The sequence below is a fragment of the Serratia sp. N21D137 genome (assembly GCF_047530005.1).
Taxonomy (GTDB): domain Bacteria; phylum Pseudomonadota; class Gammaproteobacteria; order Enterobacterales; family Enterobacteriaceae; genus Chania; species Chania fonticola_B.
Genome location: NZ_JBLJAJ010000001.1, coordinates 344,949 through 368,363, shown reverse-complemented (window position 1 = coordinate 368,363; position 23,415 = coordinate 344,949). Strand labels below are relative to the sequence as shown.

The following is a 23,415-nucleotide window of genomic DNA, read 5'->3' as shown; positions in this document are numbered from 1 at the left end:
GTCGATGAAACAGGTCGCTGTAGTACTGAGTGGTTGTGGTGTTTATGACGGGGCAGAAATCCATGAGGCGGTGCTCACCTTGCTGGCTCTGGATCGTGCCGGTGCGCAAGCGGTCTGCTTTGCACCGGATAAGGCACAACTACATGTTATTAATCATTTATCCGGCGAAGAAATGCCAGAGAGTCGCAACGTTTTGCTGGAGTCGGCGCGCATCGCTCGTGGCAAAATTCAGGCGCTTTCACAGGCCGATGCCGAGCAGTTGGATGCCCTGATTGTGCCCGGTGGATTTGGTGCGGCGAAGAATTTGAGCAGCTTTGCCACGCAAGGGGCGGAATGTTCAGTGGATCCCGATTTGTCTAATCTTATTCTGGAAATGCATAAGAGAAACAAACCAATGGGTTTGATGTGCATTGCGCCCACGCTGTTGCCGAAAGTTCTCGATCAACCGTTACGATTGACCATTGGTAACGATCCCGATCTGGGGGAAGTGATTGATGCCATGGGCGGTGAGCCGGTGATCTGCGCGGTAGATGACATCGTAGTTGATATTGAAAACAAGGTTGTCACGACCCCGGCCTACATGTTGGCCCAGTCGATCGGCGAGGCAGCGCAGGGAATTGATAAGCTGGTGTCACGAGTGCTGGATCTGGTGGAATGATAAGGTTTTCTCGTAAATCGTGGATTGTTCGCCTGTGGTTTTGGTTTAAACGAGGCGTTCTTGCGGTTATTGGCCTGTGGCTGGTGGGGATCATTCTATTCGCTTTTCTGCCGGTGCCGTTTTCTGCGGTGATGGTGGAGCGGCAGCTCGGTGCCTGGCTGAGTGGGGATTTCGGCTATGTGGCGCATTCCGACTGGGTAGCGATGGACGATATTGCCCCCTCGATGGCGCTGGCGGTGATGGCGGCAGAGGATCAGAAATTCCCCGATCACTGGGGGTTTGACGTGGCGGCTATTGAAAAGGCGATCAGCCATAATGAAAAACGGCCAACGCGCATCCGTGGTGCTTCTACCCTTTCTCAGCAAACGGCAAAGAACCTGTTTTTGTGGGATGGGCGCAGCTGGCTGCGCAAGGGGCTGGAGGTTGGGCTAACGGCAGGTATTGAGCTGGTATGGACCAAACGGCGTATTTTGACGGTGTACTTGAATATCGTCGAGTTTGGTGACGGTATCTTTGGCGTGGAAGCGGCGGCTCAGCACTTTTTCCACAAGCCGGCAAGCCGTCTGACGGCCTCGGAAGCGGCCCTGCTGGCGGCGGTGCTGCCTAATCCACATCGTTTCAAGGCCGGTGCCCCTTCGGGGTACGTGATCCAGCGCCAACAGTGGATTATGCGTCAGATGCGCCAGTTGGGTGGCGAAGGATTTCTCAAGGCGAACGATCTGAAGTGATCGTGATACAGGGTCTATGGGGTATCTGGATCACCCCAAGACCCGACTCACGAGATTATTTAACGTAGGTAAACGCCGTTGTCACGTGCTTCACGCCGCTAACCTGGCTGGCGATCTGCGCCGCAGACTGGCCTTCCTGCTGTGTCACCAAACCTAGCAAGAACACTTCGCCATTTTCGGTAGTGACCTTCACGTTTGAAGATTTGACGGTATCGCTGGTCAGGATCTGCGAACGCACCTTGGTGGTGATCCAGGTATCGGAAGAGGCGGTGCCCAGGCTGACCGGCGTGCCCTGGCGAATTTCGTTATACACCTCAGCGGCACCATCGACGCCAAGTGCGATCTGTTTCGCCCGGCTGGCGAGCTCGGTGGTAGGAGCCTGGCCGGTCAGCAGCACTTTGCCCTGATAGGCGGTGGCTACGACACGGGCTTCTTTCTTCAGTTGCTGATCTTTGCTGATGGCATTTTCGACCCGGGCTTCCAACGTGCCGTCATCGACCTGTGTGCCTACGGTGCGTGGATCGGTCGCCGTTTTGGTGGCAACCGCGGCGCTGCCAACGACAACGCCCGCGACGCAACCCTGCAACAGTAGGGCGCTGAACAGCACTGCAAATGTGGCTCTTAGCTTCATCTCAGTTCCTTTAATCGTCCTGGTGGGGGAACAATGTGTTATCAATCAGGTCGCATAGGCAATTAACGGTAAGCATATGCATCTCCTGAATGCGTGCACTGCGGTGAGAGGGGATACGTATCTCCACATCCTGCTGGCCGAGTAAACCCGCCAACTCTCCGCCATCGTAGCCGGTAAGCGCAACAATGGTCATATCACGCGTTACCGCAGCTTCGACCGCTTTTACAATATCACGGCTATTGCCGCGGGTGGAAATCGCCAGCAGTACGTCACCGGTGTGGCCGAGTGCCCGCACCTGTTTGGCATACATTTCATCATGCAGACGATCGTTGCCGATGGCGGTCAGCACCACGTTATCGGCGTTTAGCGCGATCGCGGGCAGGCTGGGGCGTTCGGTTTCAAAGCGGTTGATCATGCAGGCGGCAAAATGCTGAGCGTTAGCCGCCGAAGTGCCGTTGCCACAGCACAGGATCTTGTTGCCGTTCAATAACGATTGAACCAGGGTCATCGCGGCACGGGATATCGCGTCAGGTAAGGCTTCCGCCGCCGCAATCTGGGTTTGGATACTCTCGGTAAAACAGACTTTGATTCTATCCAGCACGTTGTTTTAATCCACTAGGTCAAAGGGCCGGCATACACCGGTCAACAGGGTTTAATCCGCATTGAAGGCATTGGGTATCCATTCTAACTGGCTACCGGTAATGGCTAAAACATCAAAACGGCAAGATGATGTGTCAAAACTGGCTCCTCGCCCTGCCAGCCAAACGGCGGCGGCATGCAGCAATCGCCGTTGCTTGCGGTAAGTCACGCTGGCCGCTGCGTCACCAAAGGCGGCGTTGCGGCGGTAGCGGACTTCGACGAATACCCAGGTTTGACCATCACGCATGATGAGATCGAGCTCACCCCCACGTACCACCACGTTGGCGGCGGTGAAGGTAAGCCCCGCGCGCTCCAGGTATTGGCGGGCCTGGAACTCATAGCCCGCCCCCTTGGCGCGTTGACTCAGGAGACCGGAACGACCGAGCCCTGGCGGTATTGCAGCCAAGTTAGTTTCCTGGTGATCACACAGTTAGGTGAAGATGTCAGCACACCGGTGGTGCCTGAAATCTGGAATCCTGGCAACTGGCGCATTTGAGCAAAGTGGTTGGCCAATGTCCAGGCATCCATCCCCATGGCGTAGAGGCGCACCAGGGAATAGTCGTTACGGAATTTGGCGGTGGCTTGCTGCTGCAACTGTGGATTGGCCCCTGCCAGCAGAGGAATATCACTGAATTGCAGGCCTTCCATTTCCAGACGGAAGTCCGGGCCAGCACCGGCCTGATAGCTGCGTGAACTGGCAAACATGGCAGGTTTGCTACGAGAGCTGGTGGTCATGTCGATCATCGGCTTGATCAGCGTCAGCTGGTCCTGCGTGGCGACAATATACACCGAGTCCACGCCACCGCCGGTAGAGGCCGGGATATCGCTTGGTGGCGCTGGAATAGTCAGACCAGCGATAGTCACCGACTGCTGCGCCGGAGCCTGTGAGGCCACCGGGGTGCCGCTCATGCGAATGCCGCCGCTGTTGACCATCTGGCGTAGCTCACCGGCAGAACCGATCCCTTGCTGCAGCACGGTCTGGCCGCCGAGTTTCTGCCACTCTTCGGTGAAGGCTTTGGCAATGCGATCGCCAAACGAGCCGCGTGGCAGCAGCAGTAACGGCTGGCGTTTTTGCTGTTCCCAGATATGGCGGGCGGCGTCACGGGCTTCATCTTCCGGTGACAGGGCGAAGTAACAGATATTCGGGCTGTCCTTCGGTTGCTCAGGCTGGTTGAGTGCCAACACGTTCAACGTCGTCGAGGTAGTGGCGAGTTGATCGACTTCGGCCTTCAATAGCGGGCCCACGACCAGGGTAGCGCCATCCTGCTGGGCTTGAGCCAACAACGCTGGCAGAGGCTGACTGGTGGTGTCGTAGACCTTCACCTGCCCGCCGGTTGCCGGGGCTGGAGTGACGGGTACCGGAGCAGGAGTAGCGGGTTGTACTGCGGCTACCTGAGTTGTATCCGCCGCAGGGGCTGAAGTGCTTACGGCACCGTTGGCATTGTCTGGCGTTGCTGCCGCGGTCTGGTCAGGGTTATTGGTCGGCTGCATTGCCTGAACGGGCGCGGTGAGTGCTATGCCACTTTGCGCAGCGTTAAAACCCTGTTGGATCGCATCGGCAAATACTTTGGCCTGGCCGTTCAGCGGTAGCAGCAGGGCGATATGCGAAGTCGAAGCCTGGGTGAAATTCAGCACCTGATTCAACTGCGTTGGCAGGCTTTTCGCCGCCGGATTTTGCGGATAGCGGTTCTGCCAGTCTTTGATCCCGGCCTTCAGCAGATCGGGATCCTGACGGTTGTCCTGATAGACTCGTAACAGATCCAGCCAGCCTTGCAGCACGTTTTCGTTGGCGTTAATCACCAGGCTGTTCATGTCGGCCGGCTTCAGGCCAAGCAGCGTTTGCCAGGTTTTATCCAGGTTATCCTGATGAGCCTGGCCGCTTAGTAACGGTTCCTGGGCAATATAGGCACGGATCAGCGGCAGTGAGGCTTGGCCCTGATTTGCCGCGATCTGCGCCTGATACAGGCGAACCAGTTGATTCGGTGACAGCGCGCTGCTGTCGATGTTATTCAGCGCATCGCGGGCTGCGCTCAAATTCTTGTTGGCCACCTGCAGTTCTGCGCTTAATAGTTGGCGCTCAAGCTGCTGTGTACTCGTCAGGTTTTGCGGCAGGGTGCTCAGTTGCTCGTTGGCCTGTGGCAGTTTGCCTTCGCGAGTTAATGCGCGAATCGCAAGTAATTGCCAGTCAGCCTTGTTATCATCGCTGCTTTGCTGCAACTGTTGCAGATAGTAATCAGAGTTGGCACTGGCTTCGTCCTGGATATTTGAGGGCGGAGTTTGTGGAACCTGACTTGGACAACCAGCTAACAGCAAGGCTGCCAGTACAACAGGTACTAATCGCCCTGCTTTGGTACGAAGGAATGTTGAGGAAAGCATACTGTATCCAGTGATGTTTTTTTCAAGATGCTCAATATTAAATCGGCAATCCGGATGAAACAATGAATCAACACCAACAATCAGCTATTTCTGCATCGACACTGTACGTGGTGCCCACCCCCATCGGTAACCTGGGGGATATGACTCATCGGGCCATAGAGGTACTGAAAAGCGTCGATCTGATTGCGGCGGAAGATACGCGCCATACCGGGTTGCTGCTGCAACACTTTGCTATTAGCGCGCGGTTGTTTGCGCTGCACGACCATAACGAACAGCAGAAGGCGGACCAACTGCTGGCAAAACTGCAGGAAGGCCAAAGCATAGCACTGGTGAGTGACGCAGGCACGCCACTGATTAACGATCCGGGTTATCACCTGGTGCGCCGTTGCCGCGAAGCGGGGATCCGCGTCGTGCCGCTGCCGGGTGCTTGTGCTGCCACCACCGCGCTGTGTGCCGCCGGTGTGGCTTCCGATCGTTTCTGCTACGAAGGCTTCCTGCCAGCCAAAACCAAAGGCCGTAAGGATACCCTGCTGGCGCTGGCAGAGGAACCGCGAACGCTGATTTTCTACGAATCAACCCACCGTTTGCTGGAAAGTTTGCAGGACATGGTCACCGTGTGGGGGCCACAGCGCTACGTGGTGCTGGCGCGTGAACTGACCAAAACCTGGGAATCGATTCACGGTGCCCCGGTGGGGGAACTGCTGGCCTGGGTGCTGGAAGATGAGATGCGCCGGCGGGGGGAGATGGTGCTGATTGTGGAAGGGCACAAGGCGCAGGAGGACGATTTGCCGCTCGAAGCGCTGCGTACCTTGGCTCTGCTGCAAAAAGAGCTGCCGTTGAAAAAGGCGGCGGCGTTAACCGCAGAGATCCACGGCGTGAAGAAAAATGCGCTGTATAAACATGCGCTAGAGCAGCAGGAACAGTAAAGCGGTTGACCTGCTGGCGCAGCAACGCTACTATCCGCGCCGGAGTTGACCAGACAGTCGCCGCTTCATTGCCGTCCTCTTCGGGGGAGACAGATGGAGGGGAGGAAAGTCCGGGCTCCATAGGGCAGGGTGCCAGGTAACGCCTGGGAGGCGCAAGCCTACGACTAGTGCAACAGAGAGCAAACCGCCGATGGCCCGCGCAAGCGGGATCAGGTAAGGGTGAAAGGGTGCGGTAAGAGCGCACCGCGCGGCTGGCAACAGTCCGTGGCACGGTAAACTCCACCCGGAGCAAGGCCAAATAGGGGTTCACATGGTACGGCCCGTACTGAACCCGGGTAGGCTGCTTGAGCCAGTGAGCGATTGCTGGCCTAGAGGAATGACTGTCCACGACAGAACCCGGCTTACCGGTCAGCTCCCTCTATACAGATAACCCCGCGTGACGAGAGTCGCGCGGGGTTTTTCTTTATCTGTACCCTACACCGGCAAATCAATCAGCAGCGCACGTAGCGGCGCTTCGGCCTGGATGGTGAGGCGGTTTTCCTCGCGGATAAACGCACCGTCTCCACAGGTCAGGCGCTGGCTCTGGTGATGGTCGCCATTGACCTCAACGGTACCGTGGATCGATTGCAGGTAGGCTCGTGGCCCATGCAGAGTAAGCGTCTGCCGTGCTCCCGCCGGTAAGTTCAAATGATGTATCCAGACCTGTTGGCGCAGTTGCAGGCTGCCTTGGGCACCATCTGGTGAGGCCAGTAGCGTATAGGGCTGATCTGGCAGGCTCAAACGCTGCACACGTTCGTTACTGCGCTCCGGACAGGCATCCAGCCACAGCTGCATCCGGGTCAGTGGCGTGCTGCTGCTGACGTTCTGTTCGCTATAGCTAAGCCCCGGTTGCGTAGCCAGCAATAACGCCTCTCCTGCACCTGCGCGTACGGTATTGCCGTCGCTGTCCCGGTATTCGGCTTCACCTTGCAGGATCAGATTCAGGATATCTACGTTGGGATAGGTGCGTGGCTGGAAGGCGGCACCCGGTGCCAATACCTCTTGATTCAGTACCCGCAGCGACGCATAGCCCATCAGTTTGGGATCGAAGTAGTGGCCAAAGGAAAAGGTATAACGAGCCTGCAGCCAACCAAAGTCAGCTTGCCCGCATTGTTGTGCTGTTCTGCATGTGATCATGGCAATCGGCTCTCTAATTTCATTCTCTTGATGGTAAGCATCTGGACGGCGGATTGTTAGCCAGTTAATCTGGTCGGTATATTCAAATTTCCTGATAGAGAGTTTCGATGGCCAGAGATCGGGCGTTAACGCTTGAAGCGCTTAGGGTTATGGATGCGATCGACCGCCGTGGCAGCTTTGCCGCCGCCGCCGATGAACTGGGGCGAGTGCCTTCGGCGCTCAGCTACACCATGCAAAAATTGGAAGAAGAACTGGATGTGGTGCTGTTTGACCGATCTGGGCATCGCACCAAATTTACCAACGTTGGCCGCATGCTGCTTGAGCGTGGCCGCGTACTGCTCGAGGCGGCGGACAAGCTGACGACCGATGCAGAAGCATTGGCGCGGGGGTGGGAAACCCACCTCACCATCGTCAGCGAAGCGCTGTCCCCTGCCTACAAGCTGTTCCCTTTGGTCGATAAGCTGGCGCTGAAGGCCAATACTCAGGTTTCGATCTTTACCGAAGTGTTGGCTGGGGCATGGGAGCGGCTGGAGCAAGGGCGGGCCGATATCGTTATTGCGCCGGATATGCACTTTCGCGCCTCTTCTGAAATCAACACCCGCAAGCTGTATAAGGTGATGAGCGTGTACGTTGCCGCACCGGAACATCCGATCCACCTGGAGCCGGAGCCGCTGTCGGAGCTGACGCGGGTGAAATACCGTGGCATTGCGGTGGCGGATACCGCTCGGGAGCGGCCAGTGTTGACGGTGCAATTGCTGGATAAACAGCAGCGCCTGACGGTGAGCACCATCGAAGATAAGCGCCGCGCCTTACTGGCCGGGCTGGGGGTTGCCACCATGCCTTATCAGATGGTGGAGAAGGATATCGAGCAGGGGCGTTTACGCGTGGTGGGGCCGGAATACAGTCGTGAGGCGGACATTATCATGGCCTGGCGGCGCGACAGCATGGGCGAGGCTAAATCCTGGTTCCTACGCGAAATCCCGCGTCTGTTTGCACGCGAGGAGAATCAGTAACTTCTTCGCATTTTTGCATTGTGTAGACCCCTCACCCTAACCCTCTCCCACAGGGAGAGGGGACCGATCGAGTTCGTTAATTGCTTTGCGTAATACCTTGCCTTTCTTGTTTTTACTCCCGATTTTCCGAAGTTGTACGAGCCAACCAAGGTCACCGGGCAGCTCCCTCTCCCTGTGGGAGAGGGTTGGGGTGAGGGGAACTGCGATTGCCGGCTCCCCTGACTCGCAGCAATCTGCAATCAACCAAAACGTACATCGCGCCCGTGGGGTTCATCCAGATCCTGTGCAGGGCCGATCGAAATGATCCCGTGCGGATTGATGGTGGCATGGCTGCGATAATAGTGGTTGCGGATATGCGCCATATCGACCGTTTCGGCAATCCCTGGCATCTGGTAGATATCGCGCAGGAAGCCGTACAGGTTGAGATAGTCGCTGATGCGGCGCTGGTCGCATTTGAAATGAGTGACGTAGACCGGATCGAAACGGATCAGTGTAGTCCACAGGCGGAGATCGGCCTCGGTAAGTCGATCGCCGGTCAGATAACGGTGCTGGCCGAGGATCTGCTCCAACTGCTCCAAAGAGGCAAACACGCCGTTCACCGCTTCGTCATAGGCCTCCTGGCTGGTAGCAAAACCGGCCTTGTACACCCCGTTGTTCACCGAATCGTAAATCCAGCCGTTGAGCGAATCGATCTTTTCACGCAGCTCTGCCGGATAGTAATCTCCAGCTCGTGCGCCGACGGCGTCGAAAGCGCTGTTGAACATGCGGATGATATCGGCAGACTCATTGCTGACGATGGTCTGCTGCTGTTTATCCCACAGCACTGGCACGGTAACGCGGCCGCTGTACTGCGGATCGGCCCGTAGATAGAGCTGGTAAAGAAAATCGGAGTGATACAGCGCATCGCCGGTTGCTGCAGGGAAATCCTGGCCGAAGGTCCAGCCGTTTTCCAACATCAGCGGATGCACCACGGAAATCGAGATGGTTTGCTCCAGCCCTTTTAGCTTGCGCATCAGCAGGGTACGGTGTGCCCAAGGGCAAGCCAGGGAAACGTACAGGTGGTAGCGATCTTGCTCGGCTTTAAAACCTGCCTTGCCATGTTCTCCCGCAGCGCCGTCCGGCGTGACCCAATTGCGAAACTGTGAGGTTGAACGTTTGAAACGGCCCCCGGTGGATTTGGTGTCATACCAGGTGTCTTGCCAAACGCCATCAACGAGTTGTCCCATGAGATCCTCCAATGTGTCTGAGAGAAAAAGTCAAAAGGCCCGGCGTTGAGCCGAGCCTTTCGTCGATACTATAAGCTTACCACTTTTTGTTCAAAATGCGGTCAATGCTGAAGCCACCAGGGCCTGCAACCGCCAGCACGATGAAGCCACCGGCAATGGTCAGGTTTTTCATAAACATCAGCTGGTTCACGCCTTCGGCAAAGTTGGTGTGGAACAGCAGAGCGGTCAGAATGGTGAAACCGGCCGTGAACAGCGCCACGGTACGGGTCAGGAAGCCGAACAGGATTGCCAGGCCACCGCCGAACTCCAGCAGGATGGTCAGTGGCAACAAGAAGCCAGGTACGCCCATCGACTGCATGTATTGTTGGGTGCCAGCATAGGCATCACCCATTTTGCCGTAACCTGCAACGATAAACAGGATTGGCATCAGAATACGAGCAACCAGCAAACCTGCATCTTCTAATTTCTTCATCATTAACTCCAAAAAGTGTTGTTGCTTGCCAATCTTGGCATTGGTACCGCCAGGGGGCCTGTAGCCGCCATGTCCGGTTGATGGAGTGAATGTTAGACGGGAATGCTGCGGGTTGTTAGCAAGTAAAACTGTCGTATTTTTTCAAAAAATCTGAATATTAAAAAATCGATAAAAGTAGTTATAAATCATTTAATTAACGATTGTTAAGGCATGCTTGGATAAAATCCACGTAAATAAAAGGGATTACCAACGGGATAATTGAACCTGTTACGGCGCGGTTATTTTTTGGGAAGGGTGTTACGGATCAGACGAACGGTGCCCCAGACGCTGAGCGCCCGCCGTGACCAGCGGATCAATTTGCTAGGATGGCGTATGCCGTACAGCGCAATCACGCTGGAGCCAATAGCCATATATTTACGCAGACCATATAAGGTCTGCCAGCTGCGATCAAAGGATTCGGTCTTTTGCAGCCACTGGCTTTTGTTGACGGCCAGATCCAGACGTTGTTGCTGGATCTGCCGGATGAGTTGCTCTTTTCTGCGTTCACGGTACTGGCGGCGATTCATGTTTCTCCTCCAGTTCAGCACGGTCGAGTTCCAATTGCTGACGTGTTGCCCCTAACAGTGTCGAACGGCGAGCCTTGGACAGTGTCCAGACAAGCCCCACAACGGCCAGGAACAGCAGAACGGCGGTAGTGGTGCCCAACGCCATCAGGCGATAAGCGGGGTCGATGGCCCAGAAGATGAGGATTAACAGGCTCATCAGGCCGAATGCGGTAAACAGCAGGGTAAGCCCCGCCATCATCAGCAACTGAATGAGGTTGGCTTTCTCCTCTTCCAGCTCGATAACGGCCAGACGCACCCGGGTTTCCACCATGCCGACCATAATGGTGACAATCCGTTGGGCGATATCCAGGACCCCTTTACCGGGGCCCTGAGCGCGCGTTTGCGGCTGCTCTGCCATAATCAGCGGCGCGCGAGCAGAACGCCTAACACCACGCCAACCGCGGCGCCGATACCGATACCGGTCCACGGGTTTTCACGCACGTAATCATCGGCCTGGCCAGCCATCTGCTTGGTTTGGTGAGCCAGTTTGTCACCAGCATCGCTCAGACGGGCACGGGTTTCTTTCAGTGCGCCTTCTGCTTTGGAGCGCAGTTTGTCCAGTTCAGCTTTAGGTTTATCGGTGGAAGAGTTCAGCACTTCTTCCAGCGTATCGGCCAGGGACTTCAGTTCAGCGCGTAAATTTTCTGCATGTGAATCATGTGCCATTTCGATAACTCCTTAACATTAACTTCGACAGACTTTTAACATAGCGGATTTATTCACTTAAGCAAAGGGCTTATCCCCGGTGGATATCACTAACCAATGTCATTATAGGCTGGTAAAATCCCGCCAGATGGGGCTCTTAGCGATAAATCCGCTAATATAAAAAATTATTCGGCCTGCGCGGCTTTCAGCTCAGCCTGAGCTTCTGCCAGCTTTCTCTGTTTGTTGGCGATTTTATCTGCCTTGCCGGTTTCCTGAGCCTCTTTCAGCTCCTGCTCACGCTCGGCCACTTTCTCCTGCTTATCAGCAATCTTCTTCTGGCGATCGGCTTGTAAACCGGACTCGGTGCAGTGGGTTTGTACTTCGCTCAGGGCTTTTTGCAGGCCTGCCACGCGGTGGCTGTTGCCGTGTTTAGTGGCATAATCGATCTGGGTCTGGATCTCCTGGGCTTTGCTGGCACAAGTCTCGGCCGCTGCCTGTGAAAGCGCAGAAAAAGTGAACAGGGGAATAGCCAGTAACAAAGTGTGGCGTAATTTCATGATTTCAATTCCTTAATGCTGGGAGATAACAAGGATGCTCCCGGTTTCCTGCTGCCCAAGGGGCAGTGCGATAGGTGGCCTACGCGGCTGACCCATGCAGACAAACAGCATAGTCATAAATTGCGTAGAACCCCAAAAGTTGAGACTGCCGGTATTTCTCATTCGGTTCAATGCGAAGGGGCGCTGTATACTGCGCCCGCTAAGGCAATCCCTGCAATGTGAAGGGATTATCCCAGATCAAGTGGCGTACGTGCAAATTTACGCACCCAGCGGCCGGGGAAAGGAGACTCGTTCAGGGCAATGGTATAACCGGGGGGCAGGATGTTTTCCAGGGCTTCGCGGGCCAGCAACTGTTGCTCAGGGGAATCCAGACGGATCACAAGGCCATCGCCCTCAGGCGTAATGCTTTTGATGCGGATACCGCGTTCATCCAGGCGCTGATAGACGTAAAAACCATCTGGCAACGATAGACCCTGCTGAGCCGCATGAATACGCAGCTCGTTTTCCGTACGTAAAATGTATGGCGCCAGCACGGCGGCCAATGCCAGCAATAGCAATGAAAGCAGCAGTGCGTATTGCCAGCGGGGGCGTTTGGCTATCACGCGTCTTTCCCTGCACGGTCGGCGCGCTTTTTACGCCACAGTACTACCAGAGAACCGACTAGCCCGGCGACCAATAGCACCAGTGGCAGCATCATCAGGCCGAACATCAACTGGTCTTCATACTTGCGGAACATCGGGGTTTTCCCGAGGGCAAAACCGACCGATACCAGGATCAGAACCCACAGCAGGCCGCTCATCCAGTTAAAGAACTGGAAGCGTGCGTTGCTCAAACCAGACAACCCGGCAATGGTAGGCAACAGCGTACGGACGAAAGCCAGGAAACGGCCAACCAGCAGGGCCGACAGGCCATGACGGTGGAACAACTGGTGGGCACGCTGATGGTAATGGGCCGGTAGATGAGCTAGCCAACCCTGTACCGTAGGCGTATTGCCTAGCCATCGGCCTTGTATGTAGCTAACCCAGCACCCCAGGCTGGCTGCGGTGGTCAGGATAAGAATGGTCACCGGGAAATTCATGGTGCCTTTGGCGACCAGGACGCCGACCAGGATCAGCAGGCTATCACCCGGCAGGAAGGCGGCGGGCAGCAGGCCATTTTCCAGAAATAAAATCATAAACAGCAAGACGTACAGCGTCCAGACCAACGAGGGGTTGGCCAGCGTTTCAAAGTCTTGCTGCCATAAGGCATCCAATAGTTGCTTAATGATATCCATCCGGTGTTCCTAAAAACGTCATTGTTATTTTCGTTCAGCGGCTGGGGGCGGTAAGCTCGCGGAGGCCCCGGCTGCTGAAGATGATGAACGGTGTTGCTTTATTCTTTGGTTCTAATGGGGCGACACCGGATCATGAGTGATACGTTAGCGAGCCACGGTAAAGTATGTTGCTTTCTTTCCAACCCCCGAGCCTGCTTTGCTGCTGCGGGAAGTTCAGCGTCCAATTGACCTGCCGCAACCGGTTAGGGGCTGGGTTATCTGCCTGCGGTTGAGGCCACAGGCGGTAGCCCAGATCCGTTGCTAAAGTATAGGCCGGAACCGACTGGGACGGGGCCTGCAACGAACTGGGATAGGAATGCATCCGGGGCAAAGACAGCAGTAGTTTGCTGAGGGGCTTGCGGCGGAGTTCACTGTGCGGACGGTAATCCTGATCGTAGGGGGAAACCACATGCTCATCAAGTAATGCCTGAGCATTTAACGCGGAGGCTAAGGCTGTGGTTTGTGCTGCATAGAGCTTTGGGCCGGAGACCGAACCGGTCCAGCAGGAAAGAGCAATAAGCATGGCAAACAACCAGCGCATGTATTCGCGTTCCACCCCAAAGTCAGTCGATAAAAAAGTGGGCTAACTCTACCAAAATAGCACGATTGGCAACAGGGAAATCTACGCGGTCGCTGGGGAAATATCGCGCAGTGGGCGGCTGTACCGGGATCGATTCAGCCGTTTTTACAATACCTGACATTCGGTACGATTTCTTGACGCCAAAATCCTATTTGGTGGGGGTGGCCATGTTATCCAAATGGATCACCGGATTCTCGGCAAACAGGTAGCGATCGGCGTTGTATTCGAAATCGTCGGTGGTGGCATTGAACAGCATCTGCTTGGTATTTTCCAGATGTTGCCACATGGCCAGTTTGGCACCGTGAGGATCTTTACGTATCAGCGCTTTAAGGATCTCATCGTGATCGTCGCACCAGCTGGCAATGGAACGCTCATCGATGTGTTCGTGCAGTTTGATCCAGTAAGGGTTGCTGACACGCTGAGCCCACATTTTTTCCACTATGGTGGCCATGGCGGTATTCTGGGTCGCCAGCGCGACCTGCACATGGAATTTGAGATCCCACTGCGAATCGCGGAAGCGATCCTCTTTGCGCGCTTGCTCCTGGATCTCCATCAGTTGGACGATATCCTGCTTGGTCACCTGGGTGGCGGCGAACTCGGCGATGTTACTTTCGATCAACTGGCGGGCCTGTAGCAGTTCAAAAGGCCCAGACGTAGCGAATTCGAGGCTTTCGCCCGGTACCACCAGGTGCTTCTGCTGGTTGGAGATCACATGGATGCCCGAGCCTTTGCGCACTTCTACGTAACCTTCTACCTCCAGCATGATGATCGCCTCACGCACCACGGTGCGGCTAACGTTCATCTCTTCTGCGATATAACGCTCGGCTGGCAGTTTCTCACCGACAGGGTAGACCCCGCCCTCAATGCGCCGTTTTAGTTCGGCGGCCAATTGCTGATAAAGGCGTCTGGTTTCAGTGAATTCCATAGTGAATACTCGGTGGTAGAAGGGCGTGATGCCATAGGACCTGTTATACCACTTATCCGTTGTGGCTGCTAGCGAGTCAGATGCGAAAAGCCCGGCACAAAGGCCGGGCTGTGGGGGTTAACTGCTGGCATTTGCCGTTTGTAATCGCTCCTGTTCCAGCTCGGAAACAGGCTTGTTTTGCAGCACGGTCCAGATCACGATGGCGGCCAGAATATCGAACACCGACAGGGCGGCGAACAGCGGACTGAAGCCTATGGTGTCAGCCAATGCGCCAACCACCAGAGCGAACATGGTGCTCGCCGTCCATGCAGCCATACCTGTCAGCCCGTTGGCGGTAGCGACTTCGTTGCGGCCAAAGACGTCCGACGACAGGGTGATCAGCGCGCCGGACAGTGCCTGGTGGGCAAAGCCCCCGATGCACAGTAAGGCGATGGCGACATAAGGGCTGGTGAACAAGCCGATCATACCTGGGCCAATCATTAGTACAGCGCCCAGGGTGACCACCAGTTTGCGTGAGACGATCAGGTTGACGCCGAAATGCTTTTGGAAGAATGGCGGCAGATAGCCACCCAGGATGCAGCCGAAATCGGCGAACAGCATCGGCATCCAGGCGAACATGGCAATTTCTTTCAGGTTAAAGCCGTAAGCCTTGAACATGAACAGCGGGATCCAGGCGTTGAAGGTCCCCCAGGCGGGCTCTGCCAGGAAACGCGGTAACGCAATACCCCAGAACTGGCGGTTACGCAGGATCTGCCAGGCGGACATCTTCTTGGCATTGCTGGTCTGGTGGTGCGCTTCCTGACCATCCAGAATGTAGCTGCGTTCTTCGGAACTGAGTTTCTTCTGGTCTTTCGGGTGTTTATAGAAGATCAGCCAGCAGATGGCCCAGATCAGGCTCAGGACACCGGTAATGATAAACGCCATTTCCCAGCTATGTGCCACAATCGCCCAGACCACCAACGGGGGAGCTAGCATCGCGCCCACCGAGGAGCCGACGTTAAAGTAACCCACCGCGATGGAGCGCTCTTTGGCCGGGAACCATTCGCTACTGGCTTTCAGCCCGGCAGGGATCATCGCCGCTTCGGCCATACCAACCGCACCACGGGCCATCGCCAGACCGACCCAACTGTTGGCCAGCGCGGTGCCCATACAGAAGATGGCCCACAGGATGGCAAACATCGCATAGCCGATTTTAGTGCCTAGCACGTCGAGGATATAGCCTGCAACGGGCTGCATCAGGGTATAGCAGGCTGAATAGGCGGCAACAATATAGGAATACTGTTGGGTCGTGATCCCCAGTGAACCTTCCAGCGAGGGGGCGGCGACGGACATCGCATTGCGGGTCAGATAACCGAGCACGGTGCCGATAGTCACCAGGCCGATCATATACCAGCGTAAGCCTTTAATTTTACGCATCCCAAATCTCTCCCAGTCTTAATATTTCGGCCACCGGCAAGCCCGTGGCGGTCATGGTGGTGATTCCCTTTCATCTGGTTGCCGGTATTCCGCTTACCGACGCCGCCCTGCGCGTTGCCATTAATCTGTGGTTATAAACCAGTAGCAGGGTGGCGAGAAGATAACTTGTCATACAGATTTAAAAGTTGAGTGATATCACAAAAACCATTATTTTTTTAAGTGATAATGCTTGGCATCATATGGCATTGATTTAATAGGGGGTTGTTTGAATAGGCATTTGGAAGCCCTCATGATGGGTTAACCCAGGTGAAATTTAGCTAGACTCTACGATAAATTGGTGTGATAACTTTCAGAAAGTTGACAGCAAGGCTAGCCAGGACAAAAGGTGAGGAACCCACAATGGCCACGTTTTTGAGCGATGATTTCTTGTTAGACAGTGAATTTGCCCGCCGCCTATATCATGACTATGCAGCGGATCAGCCTATTTTCGACTATCACTGCCATTTGCCACCGCAACAGATTGCCGAAAATTATCGTTTTAAAAACATGTACGATATCTGGCTGAAGGGCGACCACTATAAGTGGCGCGCGATGCGTACCAACGGCGTGGCTGAACGCCTGTGTACCGGCGATGCTTCTGACCGGGAAAAATTTGATGCCTGGGCGGCAACGGTGCCACATACCATTGGCAACCCGCTGTATCACTGGACACACCTGGAACTGCGCCGTCCGTTTGGCATCACCGGTAAGCTACTCTCTCCGACTACCGCAGATGAAATCTGGCAGCGTGGTAATGAACTGCTTTCGCAGGAAGCTTTCAGCGCTCGCGGCATCATGAAACAGATGAAGGTGAAAATGGTGGGCACCACCGACGATCCGATCGACGATCTGCGCCACCATCAAGCCATCGCCGCCGACAGCAGCTTCGATATCAAAGTATTGCCAAGCTGGCGCCCAGACAAGGCCTTCAATATTGAAGCCGCCGGGTTTAATGACTATATGCGACAGCTGGAAGCCGCCGCAGACACGTCCATCAGCCGCTTCAGCGATTTGTGCGATGCGTTGAAAAAACGCCTGGATCACTTTGCCACTCACGGTTGCAAGGTTTCGGATCACGCGTTAGACGTGGTGATGTACGGCGAGGCCGATGAGGCAACCCTAGACAAGATCCTGGCCCAGCGCCTCAGCGGAGAGTTGCCAACGCCACAGCAGGTAGCCCAGTTCAAGACCGCCGTCCTGCTGTTCCTGGCTGCTGAATATCAGCGCCGCGAATGGGTGCAGCAATACCACATCGGCGCATTGCGTAATAACAATAGCCGGATGTTCACTACTATCGGCCCGGATATTGGCTTCGATTCCATTAACGATCAGCCGGTAGCCGAATCACTGTCGCGCCTGCTGGATGCTCAAGCCAAGCAGGGGGCGTTGCCGAAGACCATTCTTTACTGCCTGAACCCACGGGATAACGAAGTGATCGGCACCATGGTCGGCAACTTCCAGGGGGAAGGTACGCCGGGCAAGATCCAGTTTGGTTCAGGCTGGTGGTTTAACGATCAGAAAGACGGCATGCAGCGCCAGATGACGCAGTTGGCGCAGCTTGGGCTACTTAGCCGCTTTGTGGGCATGCTGACCGACAGCCGCAGCTTCCTTTCCTACACGCGTCACGAATACTTCCGCCGTATCCTGTGCCAGATGATTGGTCGCTGGGTGGAAGATGGCGAAGCACCGGCGGATATTGCGTTGCTGGGTGAGATGGTGAAAAACATCTGCTTCGATAATGCCAAACACTATTTTGCTATCGAATTAGCGTAGTTACAGCTTGAGGTTGGTTTATGCAAAGCATCATAAAAATCCATGCAAAAGATAATGTGGCAGTTGCACTGTGTGATTTGGCGGCTGGTGACCAGCCTGTCTGGGAAGGGCAGGCGATCACACTGGCGCAAGACGTTGCTCGGGGGCACAAGTTTGCCCTTGAACCGATCGCTGCCGGTGAGATGATCGTCAAGTATGGCTTGCCGATCGGATATGCGCTGGAGGCCATTGCTGCGGGCGAACATATTCATTCGCAAAATGCCAAAACCAACCTGAGCGATCTCGATAGCTACCAGTATCAACCGGAGTTCCAGACCTTACCGGCGCAGGCGGCAGATCGTGACGTACAGATTTACCGCCGCAGCAACGGTGAGGTAGGGATCCGCAACGAACTGTGGATCATCCCGACCGTGGGCTGTGTAAACGGCATCGCCCGTCAGATCCTGCAGCGTTTTCTGAAGGAAACCGGGGAAGCAGAAGGGATCGACGGCGTGCATCTGTTCAGCCACCCCTTCGGCTGCTCACAGCTCGGGCAGGATCATGAAAATACCCGTACCATGCTGCAAAATATGGTTCGTCACCCCAATGCTGGTGCTGTTCTGGTGATAGGCCTGGGCTGTGAGAACAACCAGGTGGATGCTTTCCGCAGTACCTTGGGTGAGTTTGATGAACAGCGCGTGCGTTTTATGGTCTGCCAGCAACAGGATGATGAAGTTGCCGACGGATTGGCACATTTGCATGAATTATACCAGATTATGCGCGACGATCGCCGCCAGCCGGGCAAGCTCAGCGAGCTGAAGTTTGGCCTGGAATGCGGGGGATCGGACGGTTTATCAGGGATCACGGCCAACCCGTTATTGGGCTGCTTCTCGGATTATGTTATTGCCAACGGCGGCACCACGGTGCTGACCGAAGTGCCAGAAATGTTTGGTGCCGAGCGCATTCTGATGAGCCGCTGCCGCGATGAAGACACCTTTGAAAAAACCGTCAGCATGGTCAACGACTTCAAACAGTATTTTATTGCCCACGACCAACCGATTTACGAGAACCCTTCACCGGGCAACAAGGCGGGTGGCATCACCACGTTAGAAGAGAAATCTCTGGGTTGCACCCAAAAAGCCGGGCAGAGCCAGGTGGTGGACGTGTTGAAATACGGTGAACGCCTGCGTCTGCCGGGGCTGAACCTGCTGAGTGCGCCGGGCAATGATGCGGTCGCTACCAGCGCGCTGGCGGGAGCCGGGTGCCATATGGTGCTGTTCAGCACCGGGCGGGGGACGCCTTACGGTGGCTTTGTGCCAACGGTGAAGCTAGCGACCAACTCGGAGCTGGCAGCGAAGAAGCCGCACTGGATCGATTTTGACGCAGGCCGCCTGATCCACGGCTTGCCGATGGCGCAGATGCTGGAGCAGTTTGTCGATCTGATCGTGGACATTGCCGATGGGGCACCGGCGCGTAATGAAGTGAATGATTTCCGCGAGTTGGCGATCTTTAAAAGCGGTGTCACGTTGTAAAGCCTAGCCGGCGGGAGTAGCATAAAACGGCGTTTTGTTTTAAACGCCTTGCTACTACCGCCCCAGGATCTCCCTAATGACGTTTTATTGGTTTGCGCAGTCTGTTGGCGTGCTGGCTTTTTTGGTCGGTATCACCAGCTTTTTTAATCGCGATGACCAGCGTTTCAAACTGCAACTGTCGGGCTACAGCCTGATTATCGGCATTCACTTTATCCTGATGGGAGCGAATGCCGCAGGGAGTAGCGCACTGCTTAGCGCCTGCCGCAACCTGGTTTCGATGAAGACTCGCAGCCTATGGGTGATGTGGATCTTTATCTCCCTTACGCTGATCATTGGTTTATCCCGCTTCCACCACTGGATCGAACTGCTACCGATTTGCGGCACGACCGTCAGCACCTGGGCCTTGTTCCGCACCCGGGGTTTGACCACCCGCTGCGTAATGTGGTGCTCAACGGCCTGTTGGGTCACCCACAACATCTGGCTTGGCTCGATCGGGGGTTCGCTGATTGAAGGCAGTTTCCTGCTGATGAACGGTTTCAACATTATCCGCTTCCGCCGCCTGCAACTGCGCGGCATCGATCCTTTTGCGGTCGAAAAAAAGGCGTCTGATGAAGAGTGCCAGACCCCTCACCCTAACCCTCTCCCACAGGGAGAGGGAACCGATCGAGTTCGTTGATTGCTTTGAGTACTACCTTGCCTTTCTTGTTCTTACTCCTGGAGTTGAAATAGTAGGGGCTATCAGTTCCCTTTCGCACAAGGGGACCGATCGAGTGGATTTGAAATTGTAGTGACTCATTGGATGAGGGGGGATCGAGTTTGCTGAGATTGCCTTTCTACTTGCAAAAGAGCAGGGACTAACAGCTCCCTCTCCCTGTGGGAGAGGGTTGGGGTGAGGGGACTTAGCGAATTTTCAGCGGATCTTCATTGGCCAAACGCTGGTCTTCTGCCTGACAGGCTGCTGCGGTAAACAGCACGTCGGTGGAGGAGTTGAGCGCGGTTTCAGCCGAGTCCTGCAGTACGCCGATGATAAAGCCGACGGCAACGACCTGCATTGCAATTTCATTGGGAATACCGAACATGTTGCAAGCCAGCGGGATCAACAGCAGTGAACCACCGGCCACGCCGGAAGCCCCACAGGCGCAGATCGCCGCAACCACGCTCAGCAGCAGTGCAGTCGGCACATCAACAGGAATGCCCAGCGTATGAACCGCCGCCAGCGTCAACACGGTGATGGTGATCGCGGCACCGGCCATGTTGATGGTCGCCCCTAACGGAATAGAAACCGAATAGGTATCTTCGTTCAGATTCAGCTTTCTGCTCAGTTCCATATTCACCGGAATGTTGGCTGCGGAGCTGCGGGTAAAGAAGGCGGTAACGCCGCTTTCGCGCAGGCAGGTGAACACCAGTGGATAAGGATTACGGCGGATCTTCCAGTAAACGATCAGCGGGTTCAGCACCAACGCCACCAGCAGCATACAGCCGATCAGCACGAACAGTAGTTGAGCATAGCCCCACAGTGCGCTGAAGCCGGTATCGGCCAGGGTCGATGCCACCAGGCCAAAGATACCCAGCGGCGCAAAGCGGATCACCGCACGAACCACCATAGTCACGGCATGGGACATATCGGTGATTAACGATTTGGTGTTATCAGAGGCATGGCGCAGCGCCAGCCCCAGACCCACGGCCCAGGCCAGGATGCCGATATAGTTGGCGTTGATCAGCGCATGGAATGGGTTCGCCACCACGCTCATCAGCAAGCCTTTGAGCACTTCAACGATGCCACCCGGCGGATTGATGTCGGTGGTGCCCACGGCCAGCGCCAGCGTTGAGGGGAAAATAAAGCTGATCACCACGGCGGTCAGCGCGGCGGCAAAGGTACCCAGCAGGTAGAGGAACAGGATGGGGCGGATATTGGTTTTTTGGCCCTGCTTATGGTTGGCAATGGAGGCCATGACCAACACCAGTACCAGCAGCGGTGCCACCGCCTTCAGCGCGCCAACGAACAGCGAGCCGAGCAGGCCAACGGCTGCTGCTGCGGCTGGCGAAACCAGTGCCACCACAATGCCCGCTACCAGGCCGATCAATATTTGTTTAACCAGGCTGCCCTGAGTGATGCGTCGTAATAGTTTATTCATGATGCGCTTGCGTTTCCGCTCCCTGAGAATGTGATGTACAGATTGCTGCGCCTCGGCTGAAACGTGGCCGGGCAACTTATCGTCATATCTGTAACTAAGTATGTTTGCCATGCCAGTATTCAGTAAACGGGGGATCTTGGAAAGGGGAGAAGATGAAATTACCTGCATGGATCAATGATTGATAACATGCTGTTTACATTTGTGTGATCGTCATAACATTTGGCGTTTATGGCTATTTGCCAAATAATCGCGGGGCGTCTAGCGCCCCGGATAACAGATTATGGTGACTAACCTCAACCGAGCCCGGCCAACGGCTGCTGGGCCCCGAGGCTGGCGACAAAGTCCTGCAGCAACAGTTGGCTGAACGGGGTATCGCTAACCTGTTGTTGTTTAAGCTGATAAATTTGCTGTTTGGCCGGTTCCAACTCGCTGAGCCAGCTCAGGTAGCGCTGCATGATCGCCCCGTTAAACTCCGGGTGGAACTGGGTGGTCAGAGCGTTATCGCCGTAGCGCAGGATTTGGCAGGCGTCCTGTTGCGAGCGGGCCAGCACTTCAGCCCCTGGCGGCGGCGTTAGTACGCTTTGCGCATGGATCAGGTTCACGTTGAAGCGCGCAGGCAGGGTGGCAAGACGTTTATCCGAGCGGGCAGCGGGTAATAATTCGATCTCGAGAGTGCCAACCTCCATGCCCTGCGGGTGGTAGCCCACCTCGCCGCCCAGCGCATAAGCCAGAAGCTGGTGGCCGTAGCACACGCCAAAGATCGGCAGATTGATTTGCATTGCCTGGCGCAACCATTCTGCCGCCCGTTCGCTCCAGGGAAGCCGTTCGGTCACCATCGCGGCTGAACCGGTGATCACCACGCCGCAGTAATCTTCCGGAGGCAATGGCGTCTCGCCGGCGAGAACGTGCACGATATGTACTCGATCTGCGGCGATATTCCCCTGTCGCAGGAACATCTGCTCAAAGTTGGCCTGCTCCTGCTGGATCATCTGCGGTGCATCACCGGTTTGCATCAACAACAGCGGTTTCATCTCATTCTCCGTCAGCGGGGAACACTACGCCGGTCTGGCGGCGGATCTCCGTCAGCAGGCTGGCGACGATCAGGGAATTTTCCAGGCCCTCATGCTCGACCTGCCGTTTTTCCACCAGTTCGGCAAACACTTGCGCTTCATACAGCATGGTATTGATGTGTTGTGGCTGGGTCAGCACCTGGCTATTTTCACCGCGCGGCGTCAGCACCACGCCTTGGGCTTCGGAGATTTTTTCGATCACCAGCGTACCTTCTTCGCCCTGGATCTCACTCGGAATGTCAGAGTTGCTGACCTTGGAATGGCTGATCACCACGTCAAAGTCACCATAGTTCAGGCACACGCTGCCGTGGGCATCGACCCCGGTATCGAGCAATGTTGCGCTAGCCAATACCGACTGCGGTGCACCAAACAGCGCCACTGTGCTGGCCACGCAGTAATAGCCAATGTCCATGATCGAGCCGTTGGAAAAGTGTGGATTGAAGGTGTTTGGATTTTCACCGGCCAGGTAACGGGGATAGCGAGAGGAGTATTGGCAATAGTTGATAAATGCCTTACGCAGTTTGCCAATCTTCGGCAATGCCTGTTGCAGGATAAGAAAATTGGGCAAGTGGGCGCTTTTGAACGCTTCAAACAGCACTACCTGATGTTCCCGTGCGCAGGCCACCAGCTGTTCCACTTCGCGCAGATTTGACGCCAGCGGCTTCTCGCAAATCACGTGTTTTTTATGGCTGAGGAATAGCAGAGATTGTTGGCAGTGCAGAGAGTTGGGGCTGGCAATATACACCGCATCAATCACGTCGGATTGCGCCAGCGCTTCCAGTGAGTCAAAGAAGTGTTCGACCGGGTAGTTGGCGCCAAAGGCCTGCGCTTGTTCGAGCTTACGCGAATAGATGGCGGTCAGCCTCATCTTGCCGCTTTCGTGAGCCGCATCGATAAAACGTTCGGTGATCCAGTTGGTGCCGACAACAGCAAAGCGAATCATGGGTGACTCCAGTTTCCACAGGAAGATAGCTCAGGGGACCAGATTATCACGCCGCAAAG

At 55.5% G+C, this 23,415-nt stretch carries 26 protein-coding genes and 1 other RNA gene; 8 read left to right on the top strand and 19 right to left on the bottom strand.

Annotated elements, in window-relative coordinates:
- Positions 1–4: 4 nt before the first annotated feature.
- Positions 5–658 carry an isoprenoid biosynthesis glyoxalase ElbB gene (gene elbB / locus ACMV5H_RS01600; protein ID WP_414821354.1) on the top strand — a complete coding sequence of 218 codons (654 nt, stop codon included), beginning with the start codon at positions 5–7 and terminating at the stop codon, positions 656–658.
- Positions 655–1,386, top strand: coding sequence for a monofunctional biosynthetic peptidoglycan transglycosylase (mtgA, locus tag ACMV5H_RS01595; RefSeq protein WP_059198977.1), 732 nt, complete (start codon positions 655–657; stop codon positions 1,384–1,386). Before elbB ends, mtgA begins: the two co-directional genes overlap by 4 nt.
- A 55-nt stretch (positions 1,387–1,441) precedes the next feature.
- Here the strand turns inward: mtgA and dolP are convergent, their stop codons facing one another.
- Genes dolP through ACMV5H_RS01575 form a run of 4 tightly spaced genes read right to left on the bottom strand, consistent with a single transcriptional unit; the run spans position 1,442 to position 5,032 of the window.
- Complete coding sequence (dolP, locus tag ACMV5H_RS01590; RefSeq protein ID WP_021180667.1) at positions 1,442–2,017, bottom strand: division/outer membrane stress-associated lipid-binding lipoprotein; 576 nt, start codon at positions 2,015–2,017, stop codon at positions 1,442–1,444.
- Positions 2,018–2,027: 10 nt separating this feature from the next.
- A complete protein-coding gene (gene diaA, locus ACMV5H_RS01585; RefSeq protein ID WP_021806942.1) occupies positions 2,028–2,618 on the bottom strand; it encodes a DnaA initiator-associating protein DiaA in 591 nt (196 codons plus the stop codon).
- Positions 2,619–2,669: 51 nt separating this feature from the next.
- Positions 2,670–3,023 carry a YraN family protein gene (locus tag ACMV5H_RS01580; RefSeq protein WP_172414006.1) on the bottom strand — a complete coding sequence of 118 codons (354 nt, stop codon included), beginning with the start codon at positions 3,021–3,023 and terminating at the stop codon, positions 2,670–2,672.
- A complete protein-coding gene (locus ACMV5H_RS01575; protein ID WP_059198976.1) occupies positions 3,020–5,032 on the bottom strand; it encodes a penicillin-binding protein activator in 2,013 nt (670 codons plus the stop codon). Before ACMV5H_RS01575 ends, ACMV5H_RS01580 begins: the two co-directional genes overlap by 4 nt.
- 62 nt (positions 5,033–5,094) lie before the next feature.
- On the opposite strand from ACMV5H_RS01575, the gene rsmI reads away from it, so the two are divergent.
- Together rsmI and rnpB are read left to right on the top strand one after the other, a co-directional pair.
- Positions 5,095–5,958 (top strand): 16S rRNA (cytidine(1402)-2'-O)-methyltransferase, encoded by an 864-nt coding sequence (gene rsmI / locus ACMV5H_RS01570; protein WP_021180663.1) that lies wholly within the window; start codon positions 5,095–5,097, stop codon positions 5,956–5,958.
- A gap of 41 nt (positions 5,959–5,999) precedes the next feature.
- Positions 6,000–6,378, top strand: an RNA gene (gene rnpB / locus ACMV5H_RS01565) — RNase P RNA component class A.
- A gap of 54 nt (positions 6,379–6,432) precedes the next feature.
- Here rnpB and ACMV5H_RS01560 read toward each other — a convergent pair.
- Positions 6,433–7,134 carry a pirin family protein gene (locus ACMV5H_RS01560; protein ID WP_021806939.1) on the bottom strand — a complete coding sequence of 234 codons (702 nt, stop codon included), beginning with the start codon at positions 7,132–7,134 and terminating at the stop codon, positions 6,433–6,435.
- Between the two features lie 107 nt (positions 7,135–7,241).
- On the opposite strand from ACMV5H_RS01560, the gene ACMV5H_RS01555 reads away from it, so the two are divergent.
- On the top strand, positions 7,242–8,147 hold the full coding sequence (locus ACMV5H_RS01555; protein ID WP_021180661.1) for a LysR family transcriptional regulator: 906 nt from the start codon (positions 7,242–7,244) through the stop codon (positions 8,145–8,147).
- A 239-nt stretch (positions 8,148–8,386) separates the two neighbouring features.
- Here the strand turns inward: ACMV5H_RS01555 and ACMV5H_RS01550 are convergent, their stop codons facing one another.
- The 11 genes from ACMV5H_RS01550 to ACMV5H_RS01500 form a co-directional block, all read right to left on the bottom strand.
- Complete coding sequence (locus ACMV5H_RS01550; RefSeq protein ID WP_414821353.1) at positions 8,387–9,373, bottom strand: glutathione S-transferase family protein; 987 nt, start codon at positions 9,371–9,373, stop codon at positions 8,387–8,389.
- A gap of 76 nt (positions 9,374–9,449) precedes the next feature.
- Entirely contained in the window at positions 9,450–9,845 is a 396-nt protein-coding gene (locus ACMV5H_RS01545) for a DoxX family protein (RefSeq protein ID WP_024528174.1), read from the bottom strand.
- A gap of 278 nt (positions 9,846–10,123) precedes the next feature.
- Positions 10,124–10,411 (bottom strand): YqjK-like family protein, encoded by a 288-nt coding sequence (locus ACMV5H_RS01540; protein WP_094983178.1) that lies wholly within the window; start codon positions 10,409–10,411, stop codon positions 10,124–10,126.
- Entirely contained in the window at positions 10,389–10,808 is a 420-nt protein-coding gene (locus tag ACMV5H_RS01535; RefSeq protein ID WP_021180657.1) for a phage holin family protein, read from the bottom strand. The genes ACMV5H_RS01540 and ACMV5H_RS01535 overlap by 23 nt, the downstream gene beginning before the upstream one ends.
- Positions 10,809–10,810: 2 nt before the next feature.
- Positions 10,811–11,116 (bottom strand): DUF883 family protein, encoded by a 306-nt coding sequence (locus ACMV5H_RS01530; RefSeq protein ID WP_021180656.1) that lies wholly within the window; start codon positions 11,114–11,116, stop codon positions 10,811–10,813.
- A gap of 164 nt (positions 11,117–11,280) precedes the next feature.
- Positions 11,281–11,652, bottom strand: a complete 372-nt coding sequence (locus ACMV5H_RS01525) for a DUF1090 domain-containing protein (protein ID WP_021806937.1) — start codon at positions 11,650–11,652, stop codon at positions 11,281–11,283.
- 227 nt (positions 11,653–11,879) lie between these two features.
- Entirely contained in the window at positions 11,880–12,251 is a 372-nt protein-coding gene (mzrA, locus tag ACMV5H_RS01520) for an EnvZ/OmpR regulon moderator MzrA (RefSeq protein WP_037376329.1), read from the bottom strand.
- Entirely contained in the window at positions 12,251–12,925 is a 675-nt protein-coding gene (locus tag ACMV5H_RS01515) for a DedA family protein (RefSeq protein WP_021180653.1), read from the bottom strand. The genes mzrA and ACMV5H_RS01515 overlap by 1 nt, the downstream gene beginning before the upstream one ends.
- Before the next feature lie 130 nt (positions 12,926–13,055).
- Entirely contained in the window at positions 13,056–13,505 is a 450-nt protein-coding gene (locus ACMV5H_RS01510) for a hypothetical protein (RefSeq protein ID WP_094983177.1), read from the bottom strand.
- A gap of 187 nt (positions 13,506–13,692) precedes the next feature.
- Positions 13,693–14,469 carry a transcriptional regulator ExuR gene (gene exuR, locus ACMV5H_RS01505; protein ID WP_021806934.1) on the bottom strand — a complete coding sequence of 259 codons (777 nt, stop codon included), beginning with the start codon at positions 14,467–14,469 and terminating at the stop codon, positions 13,693–13,695.
- 117 nt (positions 14,470–14,586) lie between these two features.
- On the bottom strand, positions 14,587–15,885 hold the full coding sequence (locus tag ACMV5H_RS01500; protein ID WP_021180651.1) for an MFS transporter: 1,299 nt from the start codon (positions 15,883–15,885) through the stop codon (positions 14,587–14,589).
- A 399-nt stretch (positions 15,886–16,284) separates the two neighbouring features.
- Between ACMV5H_RS01500 and uxaC the strand changes: the two genes are divergently transcribed.
- The 3 genes from uxaC to ACMV5H_RS01485 all read left to right on the top strand — a co-directional run bounded on the left by uxaC (position 16,285) and on the right by ACMV5H_RS01485 (position 19,884).
- Positions 16,285–17,697 carry a glucuronate isomerase gene (gene uxaC, locus ACMV5H_RS01495; RefSeq protein WP_414821352.1) on the top strand — a complete coding sequence of 471 codons (1,413 nt, stop codon included), beginning with the start codon at positions 16,285–16,287 and terminating at the stop codon, positions 17,695–17,697.
- 20 nt (positions 17,698–17,717) lie between these two features.
- Complete coding sequence (locus tag ACMV5H_RS01490; RefSeq protein ID WP_414821351.1) at positions 17,718–19,208, top strand: UxaA family hydrolase; 1,491 nt, start codon at positions 17,718–17,720, stop codon at positions 19,206–19,208.
- Between the two features lie 76 nt (positions 19,209–19,284).
- Positions 19,285–19,884 carry a YgjV family protein gene (locus ACMV5H_RS01485; protein ID WP_059201904.1) on the top strand — a complete coding sequence of 200 codons (600 nt, stop codon included), beginning with the start codon at positions 19,285–19,287 and terminating at the stop codon, positions 19,882–19,884.
- A gap of 223 nt (positions 19,885–20,107) precedes the next feature.
- Here the strand turns inward: ACMV5H_RS01485 and sstT are convergent, their stop codons facing one another.
- The 3 genes from sstT to ACMV5H_RS01470 form a co-directional block, all read right to left on the bottom strand.
- On the bottom strand, positions 20,108–21,343 hold the full coding sequence (sstT, locus tag ACMV5H_RS01480) for a serine/threonine transporter SstT (protein ID WP_021806931.1): 1,236 nt from the start codon (positions 21,341–21,343) through the stop codon (positions 20,108–20,110).
- Positions 21,344–21,636: 293 nt separating this feature from the next.
- Complete coding sequence (locus ACMV5H_RS01475; protein WP_209529531.1) at positions 21,637–22,374, bottom strand: glutamine amidotransferase; 738 nt, start codon at positions 22,372–22,374, stop codon at positions 21,637–21,639.
- Between the two features lies 1 nt (position 22,375).
- Entirely contained in the window at positions 22,376–23,356 is a 981-nt protein-coding gene (locus tag ACMV5H_RS01470) for a Gfo/Idh/MocA family protein (RefSeq protein WP_021806930.1), read from the bottom strand.
- Between the last annotated feature and the right edge of the window lie 59 nt (positions 23,357–23,415).

Coding starts and splice junctions, on each gene's coding strand:
- elbB (WP_414821354.1), top strand. CDS start 5: ATGAAACAGGTCGCTGTAGTACTGAGTGGTTGTGGTGTTTATGACGGG.
- mtgA (WP_059198977.1), top strand. CDS start 655: ATGATAAGGTTTTCTCGTAAATCGTGGATTGTTCGCCTGTGGTTTTGG.
- dolP (WP_021180667.1), bottom strand. CDS start 2,017: ATGAAGCTAAGAGCCACATTTGCAGTGCTGTTCAGCGCCCTACTGTTG.
- ACMV5H_RS01575 (WP_059198976.1), bottom strand. CDS start 5,032: ATGCTTTCCTCAACATTCCTTCGTACCAAAGCAGGGCGATTAGTACCT.
- rsmI (WP_021180663.1), top strand. CDS start 5,095: ATGAATCAACACCAACAATCAGCTATTTCTGCATCGACACTGTACGTG.
- ACMV5H_RS01560 (WP_021806939.1), bottom strand. CDS start 7,134: ATGATCACATGCAGAACAGCACAACAATGCGGGCAAGCTGACTTTGGT.
- ACMV5H_RS01555 (WP_021180661.1), top strand. CDS start 7,242: ATGGCCAGAGATCGGGCGTTAACGCTTGAAGCGCTTAGGGTTATGGAT.
- ACMV5H_RS01550 (WP_414821353.1), bottom strand. CDS start 9,373: ATGGGACAACTCGTTGATGGCGTTTGGCAAGACACCTGGTATGACACC.
- ACMV5H_RS01545 (WP_024528174.1), bottom strand. CDS start 9,845: ATGAAGAAATTAGAAGATGCAGGTTTGCTGGTTGCTCGTATTCTGATG.
- ACMV5H_RS01540 (WP_094983178.1), bottom strand. CDS start 10,411: ATGAATCGCCGCCAGTACCGTGAACGCAGAAAAGAGCAACTCATCCGG.
- ACMV5H_RS01535 (WP_021180657.1), bottom strand. CDS start 10,808: ATGGCAGAGCAGCCGCAAACGCGCGCTCAGGGCCCCGGTAAAGGGGTC.
- ACMV5H_RS01530 (WP_021180656.1), bottom strand. CDS start 11,116: ATGGCACATGATTCACATGCAGAAAATTTACGCGCTGAACTGAAGTCC.
- ACMV5H_RS01525 (WP_021806937.1), bottom strand. CDS start 11,652: ATGAAATTACGCCACACTTTGTTACTGGCTATTCCCCTGTTCACTTTT.
- ACMV5H_RS01515 (WP_021180653.1), bottom strand. CDS start 12,925: ATGGATATCATTAAGCAACTATTGGATGCCTTATGGCAGCAAGACTTT.
- ACMV5H_RS01510 (WP_094983177.1), bottom strand. CDS start 13,505: ATGCGCTGGTTGTTTGCCATGCTTATTGCTCTTTCCTGCTGGACCGGT.
- exuR (WP_021806934.1), bottom strand. CDS start 14,469: ATGGAATTCACTGAAACCAGACGCCTTTATCAGCAATTGGCCGCCGAA.
- ACMV5H_RS01500 (WP_021180651.1), bottom strand. CDS start 15,885: ATGCGTAAAATTAAAGGCTTACGCTGGTATATGATCGGCCTGGTGACT.
- uxaC (WP_414821352.1), top strand. CDS start 16,285: ATGGCCACGTTTTTGAGCGATGATTTCTTGTTAGACAGTGAATTTGCC.
- ACMV5H_RS01490 (WP_414821351.1), top strand. CDS start 17,718: ATGCAAAGCATCATAAAAATCCATGCAAAAGATAATGTGGCAGTTGCA.
- ACMV5H_RS01485 (WP_059201904.1), top strand. CDS start 19,285: ATGACGTTTTATTGGTTTGCGCAGTCTGTTGGCGTGCTGGCTTTTTTG.
- sstT (WP_021806931.1), bottom strand. CDS start 21,343: ATGAATAAACTATTACGACGCATCACTCAGGGCAGCCTGGTTAAACAA.
- ACMV5H_RS01475 (WP_209529531.1), bottom strand. CDS start 22,374: ATGAAACCGCTGTTGTTGATGCAAACCGGTGATGCACCGCAGATGATC.
- ACMV5H_RS01470 (WP_021806930.1), bottom strand. CDS start 23,356: ATGATTCGCTTTGCTGTTGTCGGCACCAACTGGATCACCGAACGTTTT.